The 21,608-nt window shown below is 72.7% G+C and carries 14 protein-coding genes; 8 read left to right on the top strand and 6 right to left on the bottom strand.

Annotated features, from left to right (window positions below; genetic code table 11):
* Positions 1 to 523: 523 nt before the first annotated feature.
* Genes ACIRRH_RS10905 through ACIRRH_RS10885 form a run of 5 tightly spaced genes read right to left on the bottom strand, consistent with a single transcriptional unit; the run spans position 524 to position 12,143 of the window.
* Positions 524 to 1,219: a formyltransferase family protein gene (locus ACIRRH_RS10905; RefSeq protein WP_403064886.1), complete on the bottom strand. Its 696-nt coding sequence runs from the start codon at positions 1,217 to 1,219 to the stop codon at positions 524 to 526.
* Positions 1,216 to 2,454: a cytochrome P450 gene (locus ACIRRH_RS10900; protein WP_403064883.1), complete on the bottom strand. Its 1,239-nt coding sequence runs from the start codon at positions 2,452 to 2,454 to the stop codon at positions 1,216 to 1,218. The genes ACIRRH_RS10905 and ACIRRH_RS10900 overlap by 4 nt, the downstream gene beginning before the upstream one ends.
* A complete protein-coding gene (locus ACIRRH_RS10895; RefSeq protein ID WP_403064880.1) occupies positions 2,451 to 4,232 on the bottom strand; it encodes a beta-ketoacyl synthase N-terminal-like domain-containing protein in 1,782 nt (593 codons plus the stop codon). Before ACIRRH_RS10895 ends, ACIRRH_RS10900 begins: the two co-directional genes overlap by 4 nt.
* A 52-nt stretch (positions 4,233 to 4,284) precedes the next feature.
* Positions 4,285 to 6,111, bottom strand: coding sequence for an amino acid adenylation domain-containing protein (locus tag ACIRRH_RS10890; RefSeq protein WP_403064877.1), 1,827 nt, complete (start codon positions 6,109 to 6,111; stop codon positions 4,285 to 4,287).
* Positions 6,108 to 12,143 carry an acyltransferase domain-containing protein gene (locus ACIRRH_RS10885; RefSeq protein WP_403064874.1) on the bottom strand — a complete coding sequence of 2,012 codons (6,036 nt, stop codon included), beginning with the start codon at positions 12,141 to 12,143 and terminating at the stop codon, positions 6,108 to 6,110. The genes ACIRRH_RS10890 and ACIRRH_RS10885 overlap by 4 nt, the downstream gene beginning before the upstream one ends.
* A 1,236-nt stretch (positions 12,144 to 13,379) precedes the next feature.
* Between ACIRRH_RS10885 and ACIRRH_RS10880 the strand changes: the two genes are divergently transcribed.
* Positions 13,380 to 14,726, top strand: coding sequence for an MFS transporter (locus ACIRRH_RS10880; RefSeq protein WP_403064871.1), 1,347 nt, complete (start codon positions 13,380 to 13,382; stop codon positions 14,724 to 14,726).
* 178 nt (positions 14,727 to 14,904) lie between these two features.
* On the opposite strand, the gene ACIRRH_RS10875 is transcribed toward ACIRRH_RS10880, so the two are convergent.
* Positions 14,905 to 15,897 (bottom strand): LacI family DNA-binding transcriptional regulator, encoded by a 993-nt coding sequence (locus ACIRRH_RS10875; protein ID WP_403064868.1) that lies wholly within the window; start codon positions 15,895 to 15,897, stop codon positions 14,905 to 14,907.
* Positions 15,898 to 16,021: 124 nt separating this feature from the next.
* On the opposite strand from ACIRRH_RS10875, the gene ACIRRH_RS10870 reads away from it, so the two are divergent.
* The 7 genes from ACIRRH_RS10870 (at position 16,022) to ACIRRH_RS10840 (ending at position 21,517) form a co-directional block, all read left to right on the top strand.
* Positions 16,022 to 16,957 carry a ribokinase gene (locus ACIRRH_RS10870; RefSeq protein ID WP_403064865.1) on the top strand — a complete coding sequence of 312 codons (936 nt, stop codon included), beginning with the start codon at positions 16,022 to 16,024 and terminating at the stop codon, positions 16,955 to 16,957.
* 134 nt (positions 16,958 to 17,091) lie between these two features.
* Positions 17,092 to 18,438 carry an NtaA/DmoA family FMN-dependent monooxygenase gene (locus tag ACIRRH_RS10865; RefSeq protein ID WP_403064862.1) on the top strand — a complete coding sequence of 449 codons (1,347 nt, stop codon included), beginning with the start codon at positions 17,092 to 17,094 and terminating at the stop codon, positions 18,436 to 18,438.
* Positions 18,439 to 18,473: 35 nt separating this feature from the next.
* On the top strand, positions 18,474 to 19,031 hold the full coding sequence (locus ACIRRH_RS10860; RefSeq protein WP_403064859.1) for a flavin reductase family protein: 558 nt from the start codon (positions 18,474 to 18,476) through the stop codon (positions 19,029 to 19,031).
* On the top strand, positions 19,024 to 19,449 hold the full coding sequence (locus ACIRRH_RS10855) for a riboflavin kinase (protein WP_403064856.1): 426 nt from the start codon (positions 19,024 to 19,026) through the stop codon (positions 19,447 to 19,449). The genes ACIRRH_RS10860 and ACIRRH_RS10855 overlap by 8 nt, the downstream gene beginning before the upstream one ends.
* A gap of 184 nt (positions 19,450 to 19,633) precedes the next feature.
* Complete coding sequence (locus ACIRRH_RS10850) at positions 19,634 to 20,362, top strand: nicotinamide riboside transporter PnuC (RefSeq protein WP_403064853.1); 729 nt, start codon at positions 19,634 to 19,636, stop codon at positions 20,360 to 20,362.
* Between the two features lie 278 nt (positions 20,363 to 20,640).
* Positions 20,641 to 21,207 carry a hypothetical protein gene (locus ACIRRH_RS10845; RefSeq protein ID WP_403064850.1) on the top strand — a complete coding sequence of 189 codons (567 nt, stop codon included), beginning with the start codon at positions 20,641 to 20,643 and terminating at the stop codon, positions 21,205 to 21,207.
* Between the two features lie 76 nt (positions 21,208 to 21,283).
* Complete coding sequence (locus ACIRRH_RS10840; protein WP_403064847.1) at positions 21,284 to 21,517, top strand: hypothetical protein; 234 nt, start codon at positions 21,284 to 21,286, stop codon at positions 21,515 to 21,517.
* Positions 21,518 to 21,608 lie beyond the last annotated feature (91 nt).

Raw genomic sequence — 21,608 nt, 5'->3', positions numbered from 1 at the left:
ATGGACGCCTCAACGAAGTGTCAAAGGTCCAGGAGAAAGCAGCGAGGAGGCATTTCCTTGTCGACGTATCGTCAGATGGGGAGCAGTCCAGGTAAAACCGGATAAAATGCCTGATGGCCTGTGATGGAAAACACGCCATGAGGGGCCGCCTCGGAATCGGTTCCGGCCCCGGCCGGCAGTGGCGAACGGTGACAGAGAGCGGTCGGCGCGCTGCCGGGGCGGGCGGTGAACGCCGCGCCTCCGGGGTGTCGGTGCTGGTCACCGGGGGTGTCGCGGGCGGGGGCGGCTCGGCCGGGGTGGCGGCGCGGATTGCGGTGAGCCACTGCCGTGCCCCGAGTACGGGACGCCGGGGGAGGGGTGCGCGGTTCCCGCGGGTTTCGGGCCCGGCCGACACGCGTACGGCGGAGCAAACGCCGGGGCCCCGCACACGAGTTGTGTGCGGGGCCCGGTTTCGCGGGTCGGGCAACCGTCACTGGGCGACCGTCGCGACGGCCGTCACCGTGCGGCTTCCACCGCGCGGCCGTCACTGTTCGTGAAGTGCCCGCGCACTGCCGTCGACCCGTACCGACCCGGGCAGGGCGATGAGTTCGGGCTTGAACAGCGGCTGGGTGTCCATCGCGGGCTCCCAGGTCGCCAGCTTCTCGTCCTGGGGGACCTCGATCCGCCGGTCCGCGGCGAGGTCGTCGACCACCTTCAGCAGCAGCCGCACGCCGAGCGGCGCCAGGTGGTCACGCCACAGGCTCTGCGCGGTCGAGCCCGGGGGCACGAACAGGTGCTCCTGGGCGGCGAGCGGGCCGCCGTCGGTGCGCTCGGTCAGGTGGTAGACGCTCCCGCCCGTCACCTTGTCACCGTCGCGGATCGTCCACCGGATCGCGTCCCGGCCGCGGTGCAGCGGCAGCAGGCTGGGGTGGTAGCCGATGGTGGCGATGCCGGCCCTGGCACGGGTCCGGCGGCCGAGGAAGGCGTGCGAGTGCGCGGCGACGATGACGTCCACCCCGTCCGGGATGTGCATCGCGCGCAGTTCGGCCGAGTCCGTCCAGGGGATGTCCCGGGGGAACGCCCAGGCGCGCAGGCGGTCCCAGGACATCGCGTCGCTCTCGTCGGACTTGCCCTTGCGCAGCCGGGGCGCGGCCGCACCGGCGATCTTGTGCCCCTTGTCCAGGAGGGCTTCCGCGACCTGCACCGCGAACGCCCCTTGTCCTGACATGTAGATGTTCATCCGCACCCCTTCAGTCCGGAGCGGTCGGGCCGGAAGCGCACCGGCATGGTGGAGAACCCGGTCAGGAAGTTGGACCGGATCGGCCGCGCCGCGGCGGTCTGCTCGAACCCGAGGGTGAAGTCCCGCAGGGCCTTGAGGAGTTCGGCGATCTCCACCTTGGCCAGGTACGAGCCGACGCAGAAGTGCGGGCCGTAGCCGAAGGCCAGGTGCTTGTTGGGGGTGCGGCCGAGGTCGAACACCTCGGGCCGCGCGAAGACCCGTTCGTCCCGGTTGCCGGAGGCGTGCCAGAGCGTGACGATCTCGCCCGGCCGCAGCCGTACGCCGTGCAGTTCGGTCTCCCGTTCGACGCTGCGCCCGAAGTGCATCGTGGGCGACGCCCAGCGCAGCACCTCGTCCACGGCGGTCTCGACCGCGACCTCGCCGTGCTTGAGCCGCCGCCACTGCTCGGGCCGGGCCGCGAGCGTGCGGACGCAGTCGATCATCGTCAGCCGGCTGGTCTCGTCGCCGCCGATGATCAGGCTGTAGCAGTTGAGCACGACGTCCTCGTCGGACAGCGGTACACCGTCGATGGCACTGCCGATCAGCATGCTGATCACGTCGTCGCCCGGCGACTCGCGCCGCTCCTCGACGATGTCCATGAAGTACATCAGGATCTCGTTGCGGGCCATCTCGGAGTCGACCTCGTCGACGTCCTCGTCGTCGGCCGACAGCGCCGTCTTGGTCAGGCTGAGCAGGTAGTCCCGGTCCCGTTCGGGCACGCCGAGCAGGTTCGAGATCGTGGTCATCGGGATCCGGCCGGCGATCTGCTCCGCGAAGTCGCAGCCGTCGGACTCGACCGCCTCGCGGATCCACTGCCGGGTGTTGAGCCGGACGGTCTGCGCGACCTCGTCCAGCACCCTCGGTGAGAGCACCCGCTGGAGGATCTTGCGCAGCTCCAGGTGCCGGGGCCCGTCGGTGACGGCCAGCATCCGGCCGGCCCCGGCGTCGCCGCCCTCCAGGAGGGTGACGAGCACGTTGCCGCGCTGGGACGTGAAGTTCACGTTGTCCCGGTAGGTGGCCATGATGTCGTCGTAGCGGGAGAGCACCCAGAAGCCGCGGCGGCCGTCGGCCGGAGGGTTCCAGTGCATCGGCGCAGTGTCCCGCAGGGTGCGCCAGAACCCGTCGAGGTCGTGGTCCGCGAACGTGGCCGGGTCGCCCAGGTCCAGGGTGTCCAGTGCCGGAGTGCTCATGCTCACCAGTCCGTGCGCCAGAACCGGCGCGGCTGGAACGGGTAGGTGGGCAGCGGCACGCGACGGCTGGCCTCCCCGAGGTGCAGGGCGTCGAAGTCGACCTGCCGGCCGGTCACCCAGGCGGCGGCCAGGTCGGACAGCGCCCGCGCGTCCCGGCCGGACGGCACGATCCCGTTGTCGTTGACCGAGAAGGCACCCGGGTCCGTCCGCGGGGCGGCGGCGGTCGTGGTGGCCGGGCCGCGGGCGTCGTCGGCCAGCGCCGCGATCAGCTCCTCGCGGCTGCGGACCACGGCCGCCCACCGGCGGGCCATCACCTTGCGGCCGAGGTTGAGGGTGAAGCAGACGTCGTCCAGGCGCAGGCCGGGGTCGGCCTCCAGCCACTCCCGGAGCCGGGTGCGCTGACGGGCCAGCGCGTCGTCGTCCAGGGCGGACAGGGTGGCCAGCCGCGGCCTGCCCTCGCCCTCGGGGTCGCGCTCGGCGACGGCCGGCGCCTCCTCCAGCAGCAGGTGCGCGTTGTAGCCGCCGCCGCCGATCGAGGTGATGCCGGCGCGGCGGATGCCGGCCTCCGGCTCCCAGTCCGCGCCTTCGATCTGCGGCACGAAGGGGGTGCTGGGGAAGTCGAGGTCCTGGTTGACCTCCGTGAGGTTGATCGTCGCCGGGAGCGTCTTGTGGTACAGGGCCAGCGCGGCCTTGATCGCACCGAAGCCGCCCGACACCACGCCTCCGTGGCCGACGTTGCCCTTGACCCCGCCGATCGAGGTGGTCGCGGTCTGCTTCCCGAAGGCCATGGTCGCCGCGTGCACTTCGAGCTCGTCGGTCATCGGCAGGCCGAGACCGTTGGCCTCGTACATGGAGACGGTGTCCGGGGTGACGCCGCCCACCTCCATGGCGGCGGCGATGCACGCGCTCAGCCGCTCGGGCTGGGCCAGGCCGTACGCCATCGCGCTGACGCCGTTGTTGTTGACGGCCGAGCCCCTGACCACGGCGTAGACGTGGTCGCGGTCGGCGACGGCCCGGCCCAGCGGCTTCAACAGCACGGTGACGACACCGCTGGACAGCGCCGTGCCGGTGCCGTTGGCGTCGAACGGGCGGCAGTGGCCGTCCTTCGACAGGATGCGGTTCTCCTCCCACAGGTGACCGCGGGGGTGCGGCAGGCGGACCATCGCGCCGCCGGCGATCGCCATGTCGCTCTGGCCGAGCAGGAGCGACTGACAGGCCAGGTGCACCGCGTAGTGGAAGCCCGCACAGGCGGTGGCGACGGTGACGGCCTCGCCGGTGAGCCCCATGTAGTACAGCGCGTTGGAGGTCATGGTGTCCGGCGACCACGCCAGGCTGGCCTCGATCGCCTCGGGGCCGACCGACACCCGGTCCGGCGGGGAGCTGTAGAGCGCGGCGGTCTGCGGGTTGTTGGCGCCGTACATGCCGATCTCGGCGTTGAGCCGGTCCGGGTCGTAGCCGCCGTCCTCCAGGGACTCCCACGCGCTCTCCAGGAACAGCCGGTTCTCCGGGGTCATCGCGGCCGCCATCCGGTCGCTGATGCCGAACACCGACGGGTCGAACTTGTTGTACGTGTCGAGCACGCCGCAGGCCCGCACGTAGAACGGGCTGTGGATCAGGGTCTCGTCGACGTGGATGTCGTCCTTGGCCAGGAAGGACACGGTCTCCCGGCCGTTGACGAGGACGTCCCAGAACTGTTCCTTGGTGCGGGCTCCGGGAGCCCGTAGGGACATGCCGATGACGGCCACGTCACCCGGGTCGTACTCCTGCTCGGGGCTGTCGGTCATGGGAAGGCTCCTGCTTCGTGTCGGGTACGGGTACTCCGGTGGCTCAGGCGACTCAGCGGCCGGTGGCGCCGCCGCGGCCGCGCAGCGCGGCACGGCGGGCGCCGGCGCGCTGGCGGGCCGACTGGACCACCTCGGGGGTGGCGCCGCTGTCGTCGTCGAGCCAGCGGGCGAGGGAGGCGATGTCGCGGAAGCTGAAGAGGTCGGGCACCCGGACGCGGCGGTCGAAGCGCCGGGTCATCAGCCGGGCGAGGCGGACGAGCAGCAGCGAGTCGCCGCCCAGGTCGTAGAAGGCGGACTGCACGTCGATGCTCGACGGTTCGAGGTCGAGCAGCTGGCCCCAGATCTCCGACAGCGCCACCTCGGTCGGCGTGCTGGCGGCGGTCAGCGGCCCGTCGGTGTCGGCGGCCGGCGGATCGGGCAGCGCGTTGCGGTCGAGCTTCCCGCCCGGCCCCAGCGGGAGGGCGGCCAGGAAGACGAGCGTCGCGGGCACCATGTAGTCGGGCAGTTCGACGGCGAGCCTGCCGGTGATGGCGCTCTGGAGCGCGGGGTCCAGCCGGGGCCCGTCCTGCGGCGCGTCGTCGCCCGCGGGCACGACGTAGCCGACCAGCCGGTTGCCCCGGACGGCGGCGGCGGCCTCCCGGACCTCGGGGCAGCCGGTCAGCCGGGCCTCGACCTCCTCCAGCTCGATCCGGTAGCCGCGCAGCTTGACCTGGTGGTCGGAGCGGCCGAGGAACCGGAGTTCGCCGTCCTCGGTGAACTGGACGACGTCCCCGGTGCGGTACATCCGCTCGCCGCTGCGGAACGGGTCCGGCACGAACCGCTCGGCCGTGGTGCGCGGCCGGTTGACGTAGCCGTGCGCGAGGCCGACGCCGCCGAGGTAGAGCTCGCCGGACGCGCCGGGCGGGAGCGGCCGCAGGTTCTCGTCGAGCACGTAGACCAGGTCGGTGGTGGTCGGCGGGCCGATGGTCGGCTCGTCGGTCCCGTGCTCGGGCACCAGCCCGAACGAGCAGAAGACGGTGCCCTCGGTGGGGCCGTAGGCGTTGAACACCCGGGTGGCGCCGGTCTCCCGGTAGGCCCGGTCCACCAGCTTGCGGCGCAGCGCCTCGCCGCCGAACACGATGGAGCGCACGTTCGGGGGCAGGGCGCCGGCGTCGAGCAGGCCGTTCATGACCGAGGGGACGACGCTCAGATGGGTGATCCGGTCCACGTACGGGCTCTCCGGCAGGTGCACGGCGCTCTCGACGAGCACGACGGCGCCGCCACGGCACAGCGCGTTGAAGATCTCCATCACGGACAGGTCGAAGCAGACCGAGCTCGCCGCCGAGACTCCGCTCAGGTCGCAGCCCTCCAGGACGCGGTCCATCTCGGCGAGCATCGCCACCGCGCCGGCGTGCCGGACGGCCACGCCCTTGGGCCTGCCGGTGGAGCCGGAGGTGTAGATGACGTACGCGGTGTCCTCGGGCACGACCGCCACCGGCTTCGCGCCGGGCTCGGTCGTCACACCCTCCCCGAGCACGACCACGGTCGGGCCGGTCGGGCAACCGGCCCGGGACGCGGGCGTGGTGAGCAGCAGGCGGGTCCCGCTGTCCTGGACCATGAAGGTCAGCCGGTCGGCGGGGTAGTTCGGGTCCAGCGGAAGGTAGCAGGACCCGGCGCGCAGGGCCGCCAGGACGGCGACGAGCAGGTCGGGGGTGCGCTCGACGCAGATGCCGACCGGGACGCCGGGGCCCGCGCCGTCGGCGACGAGCCGCTCGGCCAGCACCCGGGACCGTTCGTTCAGTTCGCCGTAGGTCAGGACGCCGGCGTCGGAGTAGACGGCGGTCGCGTCGGGGTTCTTGACCGCCTGGGCGATGAACTCGGAGTGCAGGGTTTCGGTCACCGGTCCGTCTCCTCGGGGAGGCCGGTCGACGCGATGTCGCCGAGGGCCAGGTCGGGCCGGGCGATCGAGTCGAAGAGCACGGTGCGGTACAGCGCGAGCAGTGCCGTCACGGTCTGCCTTTCCAGGTAGCTCGGTTTGAACTGGACGTGGCCGGCCACCCTGCCGTCGATGTCGGCCATCGAGATCTCGAGGTCGAACTTGGCGAGGTGCCTGCGCACCTGAAGCGGTTCGAGCGGCAGCGCGCCGTCCGGCGTGAGGGTCTCGCCGACGCCGTGGAAGAGCTTGACGGAGCGGGGGAACGCGTCCGAGGACAGCCAGTTCACCACCACGTCGAACCACGGGGAGCGGCCCTCGGCCCGCGGCGGCTTCAGCTGGGAGGCCAGCAGGTCGAGGGGGTAGTTCATGTGCTCCAGGAGGCCGAGCGAGAAGGCGTGGACCTCGTGCAGCAGTTCGCGGAAGCTGCGGTCGCCGGCGGGGTTCGCGCGTACCAGCACGGTGTTGAGGTAGTAGCCGATGGCGGATTCCCAGCCGGGTTCGGCCCGTTGGGCGATGGCGGTGGCCAGCACCGAGTCCTCGGTCCCGGCCGCGCGGTTGAGCGTGGCGAAGAACCCGGCCAGGACGACGGTGCTGATCGACACGCCCTCGCGCACCGCGAACTCGCGCAGCAGGCGCGTCTCCTCGGCGCTCCAGCGGAACGCGATGTCGCGGCCCTCGTAGGTGACGCCCGGCGGCCGCTCCTTGCTGGAGAGGTCGAGGTGGGCGGGCGGGTCGGCCAGCTTCCGCGACCACCAGTCCAGGGCCGCGTCGGCCGCCGGCCCGGCCAGCCACTGCCGCTCCCACTCGACGAACTCGGTGTACGGGGCGACCGGCGCGCTGCGGGCGGGGTCGGCGCCCTCGTAGTACTCCTGGAGCTCGCGGATCATGACGTCGGCCGACGCCGCGTCCGACGCGATGTGGTGGACGAGCACCAGCAGGTAGTGGTCCGCCGGTCCGCGCCTCATGAGGACGATCCGCACGAGCGGCCCGTTGTCCATGTCGAGCGGCTCGTGCCCGTACTGGGCCAGTTCCTCGCGGGCCTGTTCGTCGTCCAGGTCGGAGGTGTCCACCACGAGGAACTCGTACACCGGTTCGTCCAGGATGACCTGGTACGGCCTGCCGCCCGCCTCCACGAAGACGGTGCGCAGCGCGGGGTGCCGGTCCAGCACGGCCTGGACGGCGTGCTCCAGCGCGTCCTCGTCGACCGCGGTGCGGATCCGGGCGGTCACCATGAAGTTGTAGGGCACGGCGTCCGGTGCGACCATCTGCATGAACCACAGCGAGGCCTGGCCGTGCGAGGCCGGTGCCACCCGGAGACCGAGGCCCTCGGCCCGGAGCTGGTCCATCGCGGGTGCGTCGGTGGCCTCCAGCAGCCCGCGCGCGTCCAGTTCCTCGACCAGCTCCTCGGCGTCCAGTTCGGACAGGTCCTCCAGGAACGACCGGATCGGCTCGGCCTCGGGGGCCGGGGCGAGCCGGGCCGCCGTGACCGGTGCCTGGGGTGCCTGGGGTGCCTGGGTGGCTGCCGCGGGCGCGGCCGGTCCACCGGTGATCTCGACGAAGTGACCGACGACCTCGGAGATGGAGCGGCCGTCCAGGAACACCACCGGCGACACCCGGTGCCCGAACAGCGCCTGCATCCTGTTGACGAGGCGGATCGCCAGCATCGAGTCGAGGCCGAAGTCCCGCAGGCCGGCGGCCGTATCGAACCTGCTCACCGGAACGCCCAGCGCGTCGGCGAGTTCGGCGAGGACGACCTCCGCCACCGGCCGGTCCGCCACCGGCTGCGGCTCCACCGGAGCGGCCGTGGCCGCGGCCGAGGCCACGGGCAGGGTTTCGACGGGGGCCGGGGCCGGCGCGGGTTCGCGGCGGGGCTCGGTGTCGATCCAGTAGCGGTCCTTCTGCCACTGGACGAGCGGGGTCTCCACGACCTCGACGTCGTCGGCGAACAGCGGGTCGAAGGTCAGCGGCAGGCCCCTGACGTACAGCGAGGCGGCTGCGCCCAGCAGGCAGCGGACGTCGCTCTCCTCGCGCCGCAGCGAGTTGACCGCGTGCACCTGGGCACCGCGGGACAGCCCGATCTCCTCGACCGCGCCGCGCAGCGTCTCGTGCGGGCCGATCTCGATGAAGGTGGAGACGCCCCGTTCGACCAGTGCACCGATCGTCTCGGCGAACCGGACCTGGTTGCGCAGGTTGTGCACCCAGTAGTCGACGTCGGTGACCGGGTTCACCGTGTCGGCCAGCGCCGTGGAGTGGAAGGGGATGCCCGGCGTCAGCGGGGTGATGCCGTCGATGCTCTCGCGCAGCGGCCGGATCAGCGGGTCCATGCCGGGGCTGTGCACCGGCCGTTCGACCCGGATCCTCCGGACCGGGATCCCGTCCCGCCGGAGGTCCGCTTCCAGGGCGTCGACGGCCTCGGGCGAGCCGGAGACCGCCGCGCTGGTGGGGCTGTTGACCACGGCGATGGCGGCGTGCTGCGCGTAGGGGGCGAGCCGCGGCTGCAGTTCCTCCTCCGGCAGGTCGACCGAGATCATGGCGCCCTCGTCGGCCTTGCGCTCCAGCAGGTGCGAGCGGGCGACCACGACGCGGGCGGCGTCCTCCAGGGACAGCGCCCCGGCCACGCAGGCGGCCGCGACCTCGCCCAGGCTGTGCCCGACGACGGCCGTCGGCTCGATGCCCAGTTCGAGCCAGACCTTCGCCAGCGAGACCTGGAGGGCGAACAGCACCGGCTGCTGGAAGTCCATCTCCTCGTACCTGGCCTCCTCCGCGGGGGCGGCGAGGTGGTCGAGCACCGAGAAACCGCCGGCCGCGCGCACGGCGGCGTCGCAGGCGTTCATCCAGGTGCGGAAGCCGGCGTGCGAGCGCAGCAGCTCCCGGCCCATGCCGACCCACTGGGTGCCGCCGCCGGAGAACACCAGCGCCACCCGCCGGTCGGTGCTGCCGGAGACCGTGCCGGTGACGACGTCGGGGTGCGACTGGCCGGCGGCGACCCGGGCGAGCCCGTCCAGGACGTCCTGCCGGTTGCGGGCGAGCAGCGCGATCCGGTGGCTGTGGTGGGTGCGCCTGACGGCGAGGGTGTAGGCGAGGTCGCAGACCCGCAGGCCCGGGTCGCGCTCGACGTGGTTGGACAGCTCGCGGCAGGTGTCGGCCAGCGCGCCCGTGGTGCGGGCCGTGACGGGCACGAGGTGCAGCTGCTCGTCGGCCGCGGCGTCGCCCGGGCTCGGCGCGACGTGCCGTCCCCGGTCGCCGGCCAGGAAGGGGTGGGCCGCGACGGGATGCCCGGCGGTGTACAGGGCGCCGAGTGAGCCGAGCAGGGTCGAGGCTTCGTCGGCGCCGCGCCGCAGGGAGGGCAGGGTGGCCGCCGGCAGGATCTCCGACACCGGCTTGAGCAGGACGGGGTGCGGGCTGAGCTCGATCACCGCGTCGATGTCGTGGTGGCGCAGGTTCGTCAGGGCGTCGACCATCCGGATCTCGCGGCGCAGGTTGTCCGCCCAGTAGTCCGGCCCGAGCTCCGCGCCGTCGACGAGTTCGCCGGTGACCGTCGAGATCATCGGGATGCGGGTGGTCCGCGGCCGGATGCCCTCCAGTTCGACCTTCAGCGGGGCGAGGACGTGGTCGACCAGCGACGAGTGCGGGGCGTGGCCCATCCGCACCCGGTGGTTGGTGACGCCCGCTTCGGTCAGCCGCCGGACGAGGTCGTCGATCTCCTGCGGTGTGCCGGTGACCAGGGTGGAGTTCAGGCCGTTGTAGCCGGAGACGGTGAGCCCGCCGGTCAGATGGGGCCGGACCGCGTCCGCGGGGGTCATCACCACGATGCCCTCGCCGCGTCCCACGGCCAGCTGCTGGAGGAGCCGGCCGTGGTGGGCGGCCAGGCGGGAGGCGTCGTCGAAGTCGAGTGCGCCGGCGACGTGGGAGGCGGCGAACTCGCCGACGCTCTGCCCCAGGACGACGTCCGGCTCCACCCCCAGTGAGCGCCAGGTCTCGGCCAGCGCGACCTGGATGGAGAACAGCAGCGGCTGGAAGACGTCCATGTCGTCGAGGCGGCCCTCGGGGGACAGCAGCTGCTCGACGAGCGAGAAGCCCAGCAGCTCCCGCATCCGCCGGTCGGACTTCATCATGGACCGGCGGAACACGGGCAGGCCGGCGAGCAGTTGCCGGCCCATGCCCACCCACTGCGAGCCGTTGCCGGAGAACAGGAACGCCACCCGCGGCCTGCCGTCGGTCTCCTCCCCGACGCTCAGTCCGGGGGCGGTCGTACCGCTGCGGAACGCGTCGAGGCCGGTGCGCAGTTCGGCCATGTCGCGGGCGGTGGCCGCGAGCCGGAACGGGCCGTCGCCGGGCGTCCGGCGGCAGAGCGCGCGCAGGTCGTTCCCGTCGCGCAGCGCCAGGGCCTGTTCGGCCAGCGCCTCGGGGGAGTCCGCGGCCAGCAGGAGGAGCGAGGCCTCGGGGCGCGGCAGTTCCTCGACGGCCACGTGACAGATCGCGCCGCCGAACCCGAACGAGCTGACGCCACCGCGACGGGCGTCGGACCGCCGCGGCCACGGCGTCAGCCGGTCCTGGACGGTCAGGTTGTACTCGTCGAACATGATCTGCGGGTTCGGCGCGCTGTAGTGCAGGCTCGGCGGCAGCACGCCGTTGCGCATCGACATCGCGAGCTTGACCAGGCCGACGATGCCGGCGGCCGCCTCCAGGTGCCCGACGTTGGACTTGACGGAGCCGAGCCGCAGGGGCTCCGCTCGGTCGCCGCCCAGGACCGCGCCGATGGCGTTGGCCTCGATCGGGTCGCCGAGCGGTGTCGCGGAGCCGTGGCACTCGACGTAGTCCACGAGGTGCGGTGCGATGCCCGCCCGCTGGTACGCGGTGCGGAGCATCTTCTCCTGCGCCTGGGGGTTGGGCGCCGTCATGCCGTTGCTCAGACCGTCGTTGTTGGAGGAGCTGCCCTTGATCAGGCAGTACACCGGCAGGTCGCGCTCCAGCGCCACGCTCAGCGGGGCGAGCACGACCACGCCTGCGCCCTCACCGCGGACGTAGCCGTTGGCGCGGGCGTCGAACGACTTGCAGCGGCCGTCCGGGGCGAGTGCGCCCATCTGGTCCATGGCGGTGTAGTAGTCGGAGACGAAGCTCAGGTTCACGCCACCGGCCAGCACCAGGTCGCTCTCGCCCAGCCAGATCGACTGGCATCCCACGTGCACCGACACCAGCGATCCGGCGCAGGCGGCGTCGATGGCCATGCTCGGCCCCTGTAGGCCGAGGATGTAGGAGACGCGGTTGGCGATGATCCCGTCGTGCATGCCGGTCGCGGTGTGCGGGGTGATCTGGCTGTCGGGGCCGCGGTAGTGCGCCAGGGCGGCGTAGTCGCCCCAACAGGAGGCCATGAACACGCCGGTGTCGCTGCCGACGAGGCTGTGCGGCGCGATGCCCGCGTCCTCCAGGGCCTCCCAGGACAACTCCAGGACCAGGCGCTGCTGAGGGTCCATCTGGACGGCTTCGCGGGGCGAGATGCCGAAGAACAGCGGATCGAACCGGTCGATGCCGTCGATGAACCCGCCCCAGCGCACCCGGTCGTTCAGGAGCTCGCGGCGCGCGGCCGGCACCGGCCCGACGGCGTCGCCGCCCTCGACCAGCAGCCGCCAGAACGAGGACGGGTCCGGTCCTCCGGGGAACCGGCAGCCGATGCCCACGATCGCGACGGGCTCGTGCGAGGGCTTGCGGCGCTCGGCGCGAGGGGCGGGCTGCGCGGCACGCGGACCGTCGACGAGGGCGCGGGCCAGCCCGTCGACGGTCGGGTACTGCCACATCCAGGTGGCCGGGACCTGCCAGCCGAGGAACTCGGACAGGGAGGCCGCGAGGTTCACCGACTTCAACGAGTCCAGCCCGTAGCGGTGCATCGGCGCCCAGCGGTCCACCGAGTTCGCGGACAGGTCCATCAGCTCGGCAAAACGGGATAGCAGGAAATCCGTTACGGCGGATATGTCTCGCGCTGCGCGCTCTTGGGGCATGGCGACTCCCTCAGCAGGGCGGATGGAAAGGACGGTGGAGCTTCACGGCAGGCCAGCGGGGGGGGGTAGGTCGATGTCCGGGCAGCCGAAAAGGGACGGATCAAGGCGTGGAAGGACCTCTCGCCGCGCCGATTGTCGTGGTGGAGCCGGCGGGCGGCGTGAGGACGGGACCGGTGTTTTCTGTCTCCGCGTTCAGAGCGAACGGGAAACCCGGCGAAGCGGGCGGGGATCACGGTTCGGGCGACGCCGTTTCACCCTGCCGGCGCGGCTCGTTCCGGCTGCCGGCGATGAACCCCTCGATGATTGGTTCTGCGCGTCGCTCCCGTCAAGGACCGGGAGGCCGTATCCGGTGTGCGCTCGCAGCCTTCTTCGGCAGTTCGGGGCCGGGGTGCGCGCGGTCAATGTCGTGGTCGAACCGTCCCTGGGCGGCCTGGGTGCACGTCTGGGACGGCGGACGTCCGCCCGGCGAGATCCTGGGCCTGGGCATGTCATGAATGGGCTTGCGGTCGGGCAACGCTGCTCCTCTCGTGGCAGGAAGAAGGGCTTGAGGCGCCGACCGCGCGACGCGGCAATGCAGGGTGGGGGCCAGGGGCTTCGGGGTTGTTCGAGTGGTCGCACGTCGGCGGCTCACCAGTCAGCGGCTCACTGTGGAATTCTCGCCGACGCGTGCGGCTCCTGCCGATCGGCCTGCCAGACAATTCCGCTGCTGAGGATTGCGCAGCGCTGGTTCTCTGTCATCCGCCCGTGGTGCGCAGAGGTGTATCGACTACGAGTGCATCGACTACAGGATTGCGCACTTCGAGGGCCGGTTGAAGCGGTGGCGGGATTTGATCGCCAAAGTGTCCGATTCGATCTCCTCGGGTGGGACGGATGTGCGGAATTCCCGGCCCCGCGGCCGAAATCAGCCGTCCCGCCCGCGGCGGTCCGCACCCGGGGCGAAGGCGCCCCGGCTCGGAGGTGCCTCGCCCGCTGTCGTCGGGCCTCGGTCGATGGTGGGCGAATGATTCCGCGGAGCGCGCACTGCCGGTATCATGCGCGCCGGGCGGGGTGGACAGCGGATGAGCGACCAATGCAAGCTGGCCGCATGGCAGTTGAGAAACGTGATGCAGCATCAGACAATGCCGACAGCTCCTTAGCCGGGCGTTTCCCGCAGCGCCGTGTGCCGTCCACCCGGCTGCGGCGAAGCGACCCCCCTGGCCGGGCACTCGCCGGCCGCGACCTCGCGGGCAGGCCCGCATGACCGACACCGCGATCGAGTCGGTCAGCCGGCCGGGGCTGGCGCTCGGAGTGCTGGCCGGGGCGCTCGCACTGGACGTGAGCGGTCTCGGAGTGCTCAACGCCGCCCTGCCGTCCGTCGGAGAGCGCTTCCACCTCGACGAAACCACGCTCCAGTGGGTCATGACCGCCTACGCCGTCACGTTCGCCGGCTTCCTGCTGGTGGGTGGCCGGCTGGCCGATGTGCTCGGGCGGCGGCGGGTGTTCGAGGTCGGTGTCGCCCTGTTCGCCGTGTCCGCGCTGGTCGGGGCAGTGGCTCCGAACACCGCGACGCTGCTGGGGGCGCGCGCCGTCCAGGGCATCGGCGCCGCCCTGTCCGGGCCGGCCGCGTTGGCCCTGCTCACCGACACGTTTCCGGCCGGTCCGGCGCGCAACCGGGCCTTCGGGGTGTACGCGGCCGTCGGCGCCGCGAGCTTCAGCGGCGGGGTCCTGCTGGGCGGCGTCCTGACCGAGTTCTTCGGCTGGCGTTCGGTGCTGTGGTTCTCGGTGCTGCTGGGACTCGGCGTGCTGGCCGCGACGCGCATCGGACTGCCGGACGGTGCCGGGCACCGCGGTCGGCTGGATCTGCCCGGCGCGATCACGGGCACGCTCGGCCTCACCCTGCTCGTCGTCGGCGTGAGCACCGGCGGCGCGACGGCGTGGATCATCCTCTGCGCCGCGGTGGTCTCCCTGGTGCTGTTCGTCGTGCGGGAGCACCGCACCGCCGACCCGGTGCTTCCGCTCGGCCTCTTCCGGATCGGCTCGGTCCGGGAGGCGAGCCTGGCGGCGTTCCTCCAGTACATGGGCTCGGTCGGGATGCTGTTCTTCGCGCCGCTGTATCTGCAGGGCATGCTGCACTACTCGCCCTTCGAGTCCGGTGTCGCGCTGGTGCCCATGTCCCTGGCCGTGTTCCTCACCGCCAACTTCGCCACCGGCCGTCTGCTGGCCGTGTACTCCCCGCGAACGCTGATGGCCGTCGGTCTCGTCCTGATCGGAGTGGGCACGGGGCTGTGGCTGGGCACACCGCAGGACGGCAGCTACGTGCTGCACGTGCTGCCCGGCCTGGTGGTCAGCGGCATCGGCCAGGGGCTGAACTTCCCCTCGATGACGTCCGCCGGCCTCTCGGGTGTCCCGGAGCGGCAGCACGCCGTCGCCGGCGCGGTGAACGTCGTGACGCAGCAGATCGGCGCCAGTGCGGGCGTGGCGGTGATGGTCCTGGTCGCGGCGACCAGCGGGGACCAGCTCGCCGGCTACCACCTCGCCTACGTCACCGCGGCCGTCGCGTGCGTCCTGGGCGCGGTGGTCATCGCCGTGCGGCGGCAGGCCTGAGCGTCCCGGCCGGTCGAGGCTGCTTGCCGGGAAGTGGTACCGGTTGCGGTTCGCCGCGCACCGGTACCACTTCGTGGTTGCTCGAACCGTTCGACGTGTCCGTCGGTCGCGCAGGCGGCGCGGCGCGGTGACCGGTGCGCGCGGCCGTGGCCCGGCGGGCGTGCCCGGCTGCTCGGGGTCAGGCGTTCGCGTCCGTGGAGGAGCGCACCACCAGCTGCGGCGCGAAGCGCTCCACGCGCTCCGTCCTTTCGCGGGCGGGGGCCTGAAGGAGCGTCAGGGCTCGTTCGGCCATGGCGGTGAGCGGGTGGCGGATGGAGGTGATGGGCGGGTCGAGGAGTTCGAGTATCTCGGTGTCGTCGAAGCCGGTGACGGCGATCCGGCCGGGAACGGGGACCGCCGAGCGCTGCAGGGTGCTGACCAGCCCCACCGCGAGGACGTCCGCGCCGCAGACGACGGCGTCGATCCCGGCGTGCCGTTCGGCGATGCGGCGGCCCGCGGTGCGGCCGGCATCGGTGGTGAAGCTGGGCAGCAGGACGGTGGTGGCGTCGGCCCCGCGGGCCTCGGTGAAGGCGGCGAGGCGTTCCGCGCCGGAGGAGGAGGCCTGGTCGGCGGCGACCAGGGCGATCCGGTGGCGGCCGAGGCCTTCGAGGTGGTCGAGGAGCAGCCGCATCGCGGCGGTGTTGTCGAGGGTGACGGCGACGGTGCCGGAGCCGGTGGCCCAGCGGTCGAAGAGGACGACGGGGGCGCGCTTGGCGGCGGCCCGGATGGCGGGGCCGGACGCGCCGGCGGAGACGGGGACGACGAGCAGGCCGTCGACGCGGCCGCCGAGCAGGGTCTCGATCTGCTCGGCCTCGACGGTGGTGTCGTTGGCGGCGTCGGAGACCACCAACTGCCCGCCGGCGGCGCGGACCTGCTGGGCGATGGCGTCGGCGAGCTGGACGAAGTACGGGTTGGCGAGCGAGGGGACGACCACGCCGATGGTGCCCGTGGTGCCGGTGCGCAGCGCCCGGGCGGAGTGGTTGGTGCGGTAGCCGAGGCGCTGGGCGGCCTCCTCGACGCGGCGGGCGAGTTCGGGGTCGACGTTGCGCGGGGTGCCGGCCAGGACGCGTGAGGCGGTCGCGCGGGAGACGCCGGCGGCCGCGGCCACGTCGAGGAGTCGGGGCGCTGTCACGTGGGCGGTCCTTCGCGGTCGGAATCGGGCTCGGCTGAGCTGGCGGAATGCGCAGCACGAGGGTACTTGACGGTTTCCGGGGGCTGGTCCACAGTGTGGGAGATCGATCTCCCAAGGAGTCCAGATGCCGCCCATCACCGTCGTCGGTTCGGTCAACCGCGACCTCGTCCTGACCGTCGGGGACCTGCCGCGCCCGGGCGAGACCGTGCTCGCGCGGGGCTTCGTGGAGGGCGTCGGCGGCAAGGGCGCCAACCAGGCCGTCGCGGCGGCCCGGCTCGGGTCGCAGGTGCGCCTGGTCGCCCGGGTCGGGGCGGACGCCGACACCATCCTGCGGGCGCTCGCCGCCGAAGGGGTGGACGTCGAGGCGGTGCGCCCGGAGCCGGAGAGCACCACCGGGATCGCCTCGGTGGTGGTCGACCGGGCCGGCGAGAACACCATCGTGGTCAACCCCGGAGCCAACGCCGCGCTGTCGGTCGCGGACCTGCCGGAGCGGCTGGCCCGGTCGGCGGGCGAGGTGGTCCTGGTGCAGCACGAGATCGCCGCCGAGGTGGTCGCCGCCGCCGTGCTGCGGGCCAGGGAGCAGGGCGGCACGGTCGTCCTCAACCCGGCCCCGGCCCGGCCGGTCGCCCCGGAGGTGCTGTCCGCCGTCGACGTCCTCGTCCCCAACCTCGGCGAACTCGCCACCCTGCTCGGCGCGGAGCCGCCCGCCGGCCCGGACGGGGTGCGTGAGCTGCTGGAACGGGCCGTGCTGCCCTGCCGGGCCGTCGTGGTGACGCTCGGCGCGGACGGGGCACTGATCAAACAGCCCGGCCGCCCCGCCCTGCACCTGCCGGCCCCCGTCGTGGACGCCGTCGACACCGTCGGCGCCGGCGACACCTTCTGCGGAGCCCTCGCCGACTCCCTCGCCCGGGGCGCCGACCTGCCGGCCGCCGCCCGCCGCGCCGTCCGCGCGGCCTCGTTGGCCGTGACCGGTCTCGGCGCCCAGTCCTCCATGCCGTCCGCGGCGCAGCTCGACGCGGCCGCCGCCCCCGACGTTCCCGCGGTTCCCGCCGCATCCTGACGTACTTTCGGTTCACCGGGGCCGAGACGGACCCCGGTCTCCCCGCCCTGACGTACCCCCGGTTCCCCGGCGTCCTGACGCACCTTCGGCTTCCCCACCTCCCCCCCGCACCATCGGTTCAACGGAGAACACCCATGCGCAACCTCAAGCTCGGACTGTTCGAGAACGCCCAGACCAACGCGAGCGGCACCGCCACCTGGCGCCACCCCGACAGCCGCCGGCACCTGTTCGACACCCTCGGGTACTGGCGCGAGATCGCGCAGATCTGCGAGGACGCCAAGCTTGACTTCCTGTTCCTGGCCGACGCCTGGGGCTGGTCGGAGATCAACGGGGTGCGCCCGCCGATCGCCACCGAGGAGACCCTGGACCTGCCGCGCCTGGACCCGTTCGTGATCGCCTCGGCGCTGCTCGCGAGCACCACCGACCTGGGACTGGTGGTGACCGGCTCGGTGCTGGTGGAGCCGCCGTACGCGTTCGCCCGCCGGCTGGCCACCCTGGACCAGCTGTCCGGCGGCCGGCTCGGCTGGAACATCGTGACCACGGGCACGGCCGACACCGCGGTCAAGGCCTTCGGCATGGACATGGTGGCGCACGACGACCGGTACAAGATGGCCGAGGACTTCCTCGACCTGGTCTACAAGTACTGGGAGGGCGCCTGGGAGCCGGACGCCCTGGAGAAGGACAAGGACGGCCGGTTCGCCGACCCGGCCAAGGTGCACCTGGTCGAGCACGAGGGGCCGTACTTCCGCTCGCACGGCTACGGCAACACCGCCCGTTCCCCGCAGGGCACCCCGGTGCTGTTCCAGGCCGGCGCCTCCCCGGCCGGGCGCCGGGTCGGCGGGCGGCACGGGGAGTGCATGTTCGTCGGCAGCGGCTCGGTGCAGCAGCTCGCCGGGCACACCGCGGCGATCCGCGAGGAGGCCGTGCGGGCGGGCCGCCGCGCCGACGAGGTCAAGGTGATGTCGGCGTTCTCCTGCGTGGTCGGCGCCACCACCGCGGACGCCGAACGCCGTTGGCAGCGTGTCCTGGACGCCCAGCGCCCGGAGGTCACCGTCGCCAGCTACGCCATGTTCACCGGCCTCGACCTGTCCTCGTACGCGCCGGACACCCCGATGTCGGAGCTGTCCACCGAGATGTCGCAGACCCAGGTCGCCCGGTTCGCCGGCAAGACCGTCGGTGACGTCCTCGCCGACTGGCACACCCACGGCGTCGGCGCCCGTCCGGTGGTCGGCACCGCCGAGGAGATCGCCGACGAGATCTGCGCCCTGGCGGAGGGCGCCGACCTGGACGGCTTCCTGCTCTCCCCGACCGTGCAGCCGGCCTCCACCACGGAGTTCGTCGAGTCGGTGCTGCCGATCCTGCGCGCCCGCGGCGTCTTCCGCGGCGAGTACGGGGCCGGCGAGTCGCTGCGCGAGCGGCTCACCGGCGCGTCCGACCGGGCGCTGCCGGCCAGCCACCCCGCCGCGCAGTACCGGCACTGAACCACCCCACTCGCGACGAGAGGACGGCGACGACCATGGTCACTCCCGCCCACCATCCGAACCCGCCGGCCGCCGCGCCCGCGGAACCGAACGCGGTCGTACCGCACACGGCGGAGCTGAACGCCGCGGCGCTGCGCCAGGCGTTCGGGGCCTACCCCACCGGGGTGGTCGCGCTCGGCGCGCTGCGCGACGGCGAACCCGTCGGGCTCGCGGTGAGCTCCTTCGTGTCGATCTCGCTGGAGCCGCCGATGGTCGCGGTCAGCGTGGCCCGCACCTCGACCACCTGGCCGAGGCTGACGGAGGCGCCGGTCCTGGGGCTGAGCGTGCTCAGCCGTGGTCAGGGCGCGCTCTGCCGACGGCTCGCCTCCCGCGAGGGCGACCGCTTCGACGGCACCGGGTGGCAGGCGACGCCGGACGGCGCGGTGCTGATCCACGACGCGGCGCTGTGGCAGACCGCCCGGGTGAACGCGGTGTACGACGGCGGCGACCACGAGATCGTCCTGATGGAGCTGCTCACCGTCGAGCTGTTCCCCGGGGTGGAGCCACTGGTCTTCCACACCAGCCAGTTCCGTGAGCTCACCCCCCATGGCTGACGCTCCGACGACCCCCCTGTCCGGCACCGTGGTGCACGGTGCCGGCCGGGGGCGGGGGCTGGGCTTCCCCACCGCCAACATCGCCTCCGACCCCGGTACACCCGTCCCACCGCCCGCGATCTACAGCGGCTGGCTGGCCCGCCGCGCGACGGGCACCGTGCACCGCGCGACGATCAGCATCGGCACCAACCCCACCTTCTGCGACACCTCCGAGATCCACACCGAGGTGTACTGCCACGACGCCCCGGGCGACCTGTACGGCGAGCGCGTCGACCTGTGGTTCGTCGCCCGGATCCGGGACACCGAGAGGTTCGCCTCCGTCGACGAACTGCTGCTCGCCGCCCGGGAGGACGTCCGCCGCTCCGAGACCCTGCTGGACTCCGAGCACGGACGGCACGTCCTCGCCGCCCTCTCCTGATCCACCGGCGCCGCCCTTCCCCTCCTGATCCACCGGCACCACCGCCCTTCACCTGCCGGCGCGCACCCGCCCCCTCGCGGCCGCGCGCGCCCCGCGCCCCGAGCCCGGTCGGCCCCGCACCCCGCTTCGGCGGGGCCGACCGTCCCTTCCCCCACCTCGCTCCGCACGAACAAAGGTGTGAGTCATGAGCGCGTTCCACTGGCTGAACGAGCAGTTCGACTTCTTCGGCCTCCCCGTCTACTGGTCCGACTTCCTCGGCAACATCCTGGCGCTCGCCACCGTCTGGCTGGCCCTGCGGCGCTCGCTGGTGGCCTGGCCGGTGCAGATCCTCGGCTCGGTGCTGCTGCTGATCGCCAGCCTGAACGTGCACCTCGGCGGCAACGCCGCCCGACAGATCGTCATCATCGTCTCGGCCTCCTGGGGCTGGGCGACCTGGAAGCGCAGCCGGGAGCAGGAAGGCGCCATCAACGTCCGCTGGGCGTCCGGGCGGGAACGCGCGGTGCTGATGGCCGCGATGGTGCTGGGGACGGCCGCGTTCGGCGCGGTGCTGAAGGGGACGGACGCCTCGTTCTACCCCGGGGCGCCGTGGTGGATGGTCCTCGCGGACGCCTGGATCTTCGTCGGCTCGATCCTCGCCATGTACAGCCAGGCCCGCCGCTACGTGGAGTTCTGGTTCGTCTGGCTGGCCGTCGACCTGGTGGGCGTGCCGCTCGCGGTCCACTCCGAGCTGTACTTCTCCGGCATCGTCTACGGGATCTTCTTCGTGATGGTGCTGCTCGGCATCCGCGACTGGGCGTCCCGCAGCAGACCGCAGGAGATCGCCTCGCCGCTGGAGTCCGCCGTCCTGGTCGAGGGCCGGGACGACGCCCGTACGGGCGGCGGCTCCTCCTCCCGGGTCGGGGCTGCTGACTGACGGTCCGTCACCGCATCCGCATCGCACTCCGCCCGCGGGCCGGACCCTGTCCCCGGGGCCCGGCGCCGGCGGTTTTCGGAGGCCGGGCAGCGCGATCGGAAAATGGCATAGACCAATATGGCCGTCAGTCCCGCACGGATCCGCCCCGCCGAACGGAAGCCGTGGGCCGTCGGGTTCGGACCGGAGGCGGTTCTGTCGAACCCCGGAGGGGGCGCCGTCCGTGCTACCGGCTGAGGGCGGTCGGCAGCCGGCCCGAGGAACGGACGAGGAGGACAGCGATGGCCTGGTACCAGGGGTCGAGCCGGATCACGGTGACGGCGGCGGAGGGGCGGTTCCCGCAGCGGGCGGTGGTGACCGCCCGGGGTGCCGCTCCGGTGGAGATCCCCGGCGAGGTCGGCGCCGTCCTCGTCGTCGAGGCGGAGAGCTGGCAGCTCGACCTGGAGCACCGGGACCGGGGCGAGTGGTGTCCCAACGTCCGTGCGGTGCAGGGCCGGTGGCAGGAGATCCGGGGCGTGCTGACGCAGGTCGTGCACAGCCGCAACCAGGACCGGGCGGGCGACCGGCAGGACCGCAACATGGTGCTGCGGATCGAGCGGGTCGTGCCGGGTGGTGGCGGTCCCTCGACTGCGCCCGCCGCCCCCGCCGCGCGCCGCACCACCGCTGCGCACCCCGCTCCGGCCGCCTCTGCGGGCCGGGCGTCGCGCACCTCGGCCGGCCCGGCGAGCGACGGCACGGCCCCGGGCGTGCGGGCGACCACCTCGGGCGGCGCGACCTGGACCACCACCTCGTCCGGGACGGCGGCCCCGGTCCGGACCACCACCTCGACCGGCTCCTGGAGCGGCTGACCGGGCCGGTCACGGTCGCAGGCGCGCCGACCGGCGTCCTGTCGAAGGAGGCGGGTGGCGCCCGTATCGGGGCGGCGTGGTGTTCACGGAACTCACCCGGGCGGTGGGGGAGATGTTTACCGCACGGCCGCGAGCCGCCGTTCCGGATCGCGTCGGCGAAGGCCGGATGGTGTCCGGGATTTTGACATCGCACTTAAATTCATACAGTCTTCTCGGCATGTCTGACCGTCACCCGATCGAGTGCGCCGCCATTGAGCTGGCGCTGATCGGCGTGGCCGCGCACTGCGTTTCCGACAATCTCTGTCGCTGAATCCGCCTGTCCCGACGCGTTTTGCGGTGATCGCCGCGTCGGGGCGTCGCCCCTTCCTGCGGGCGCGGTGCCGCTCACTCTTCCCAAGGCC

The organism is Kitasatospora sp. NPDC101235, from assembly GCF_044767505.1.
GTDB lineage: Bacteria > Actinomycetota > Actinomycetes > Streptomycetales > Streptomycetaceae > Kitasatospora.
Note: the sequence above shows the minus strand (reverse complement) of the source record. Positions and strands in the feature narration are given on the sequence as shown.

Excerpts from the sequence above, each read along its gene's own strand:
- ACIRRH_RS10880 (WP_403064871.1), top strand. The coding sequence starts at position 13,380 with ATGACCGACACCGCGATCGAGTCGGTCAGCCGGCCGGGGCTGGCGCTC.
- ACIRRH_RS10905 (WP_403064886.1), bottom strand. The coding sequence starts at position 1,219 with ATGAACATCTACATGTCAGGACAAGGGGCGTTCGCGGTGCAGGTCGCG.
- ACIRRH_RS10850 (WP_403064853.1), top strand. The coding sequence starts at position 19,634 with ATGAGCGCGTTCCACTGGCTGAACGAGCAGTTCGACTTCTTCGGCCTC.
- ACIRRH_RS10865 (WP_403064862.1), top strand. The coding sequence starts at position 17,092 with ATGCGCAACCTCAAGCTCGGACTGTTCGAGAACGCCCAGACCAACGCG.
- ACIRRH_RS10860 (WP_403064859.1), top strand. The coding sequence starts at position 18,474 with ATGGTCACTCCCGCCCACCATCCGAACCCGCCGGCCGCCGCGCCCGCG.
- ACIRRH_RS10895 (WP_403064880.1), bottom strand. The coding sequence starts at position 4,232 with ATGACCGACAGCCCCGAGCAGGAGTACGACCCGGGTGACGTGGCCGTC.
- ACIRRH_RS10845 (WP_403064850.1), top strand. The coding sequence starts at position 20,641 with ATGGCCTGGTACCAGGGGTCGAGCCGGATCACGGTGACGGCGGCGGAG.
- ACIRRH_RS10855 (WP_403064856.1), top strand. The coding sequence starts at position 19,024 with ATGGCTGACGCTCCGACGACCCCCCTGTCCGGCACCGTGGTGCACGGT.
- ACIRRH_RS10885 (WP_403064874.1), bottom strand. The coding sequence starts at position 12,143 with ATGCCCCAAGAGCGCGCAGCGCGAGACATATCCGCCGTAACGGATTTC.
- ACIRRH_RS10870 (WP_403064865.1), top strand. The coding sequence starts at position 16,022 with ATGCCGCCCATCACCGTCGTCGGTTCGGTCAACCGCGACCTCGTCCTG.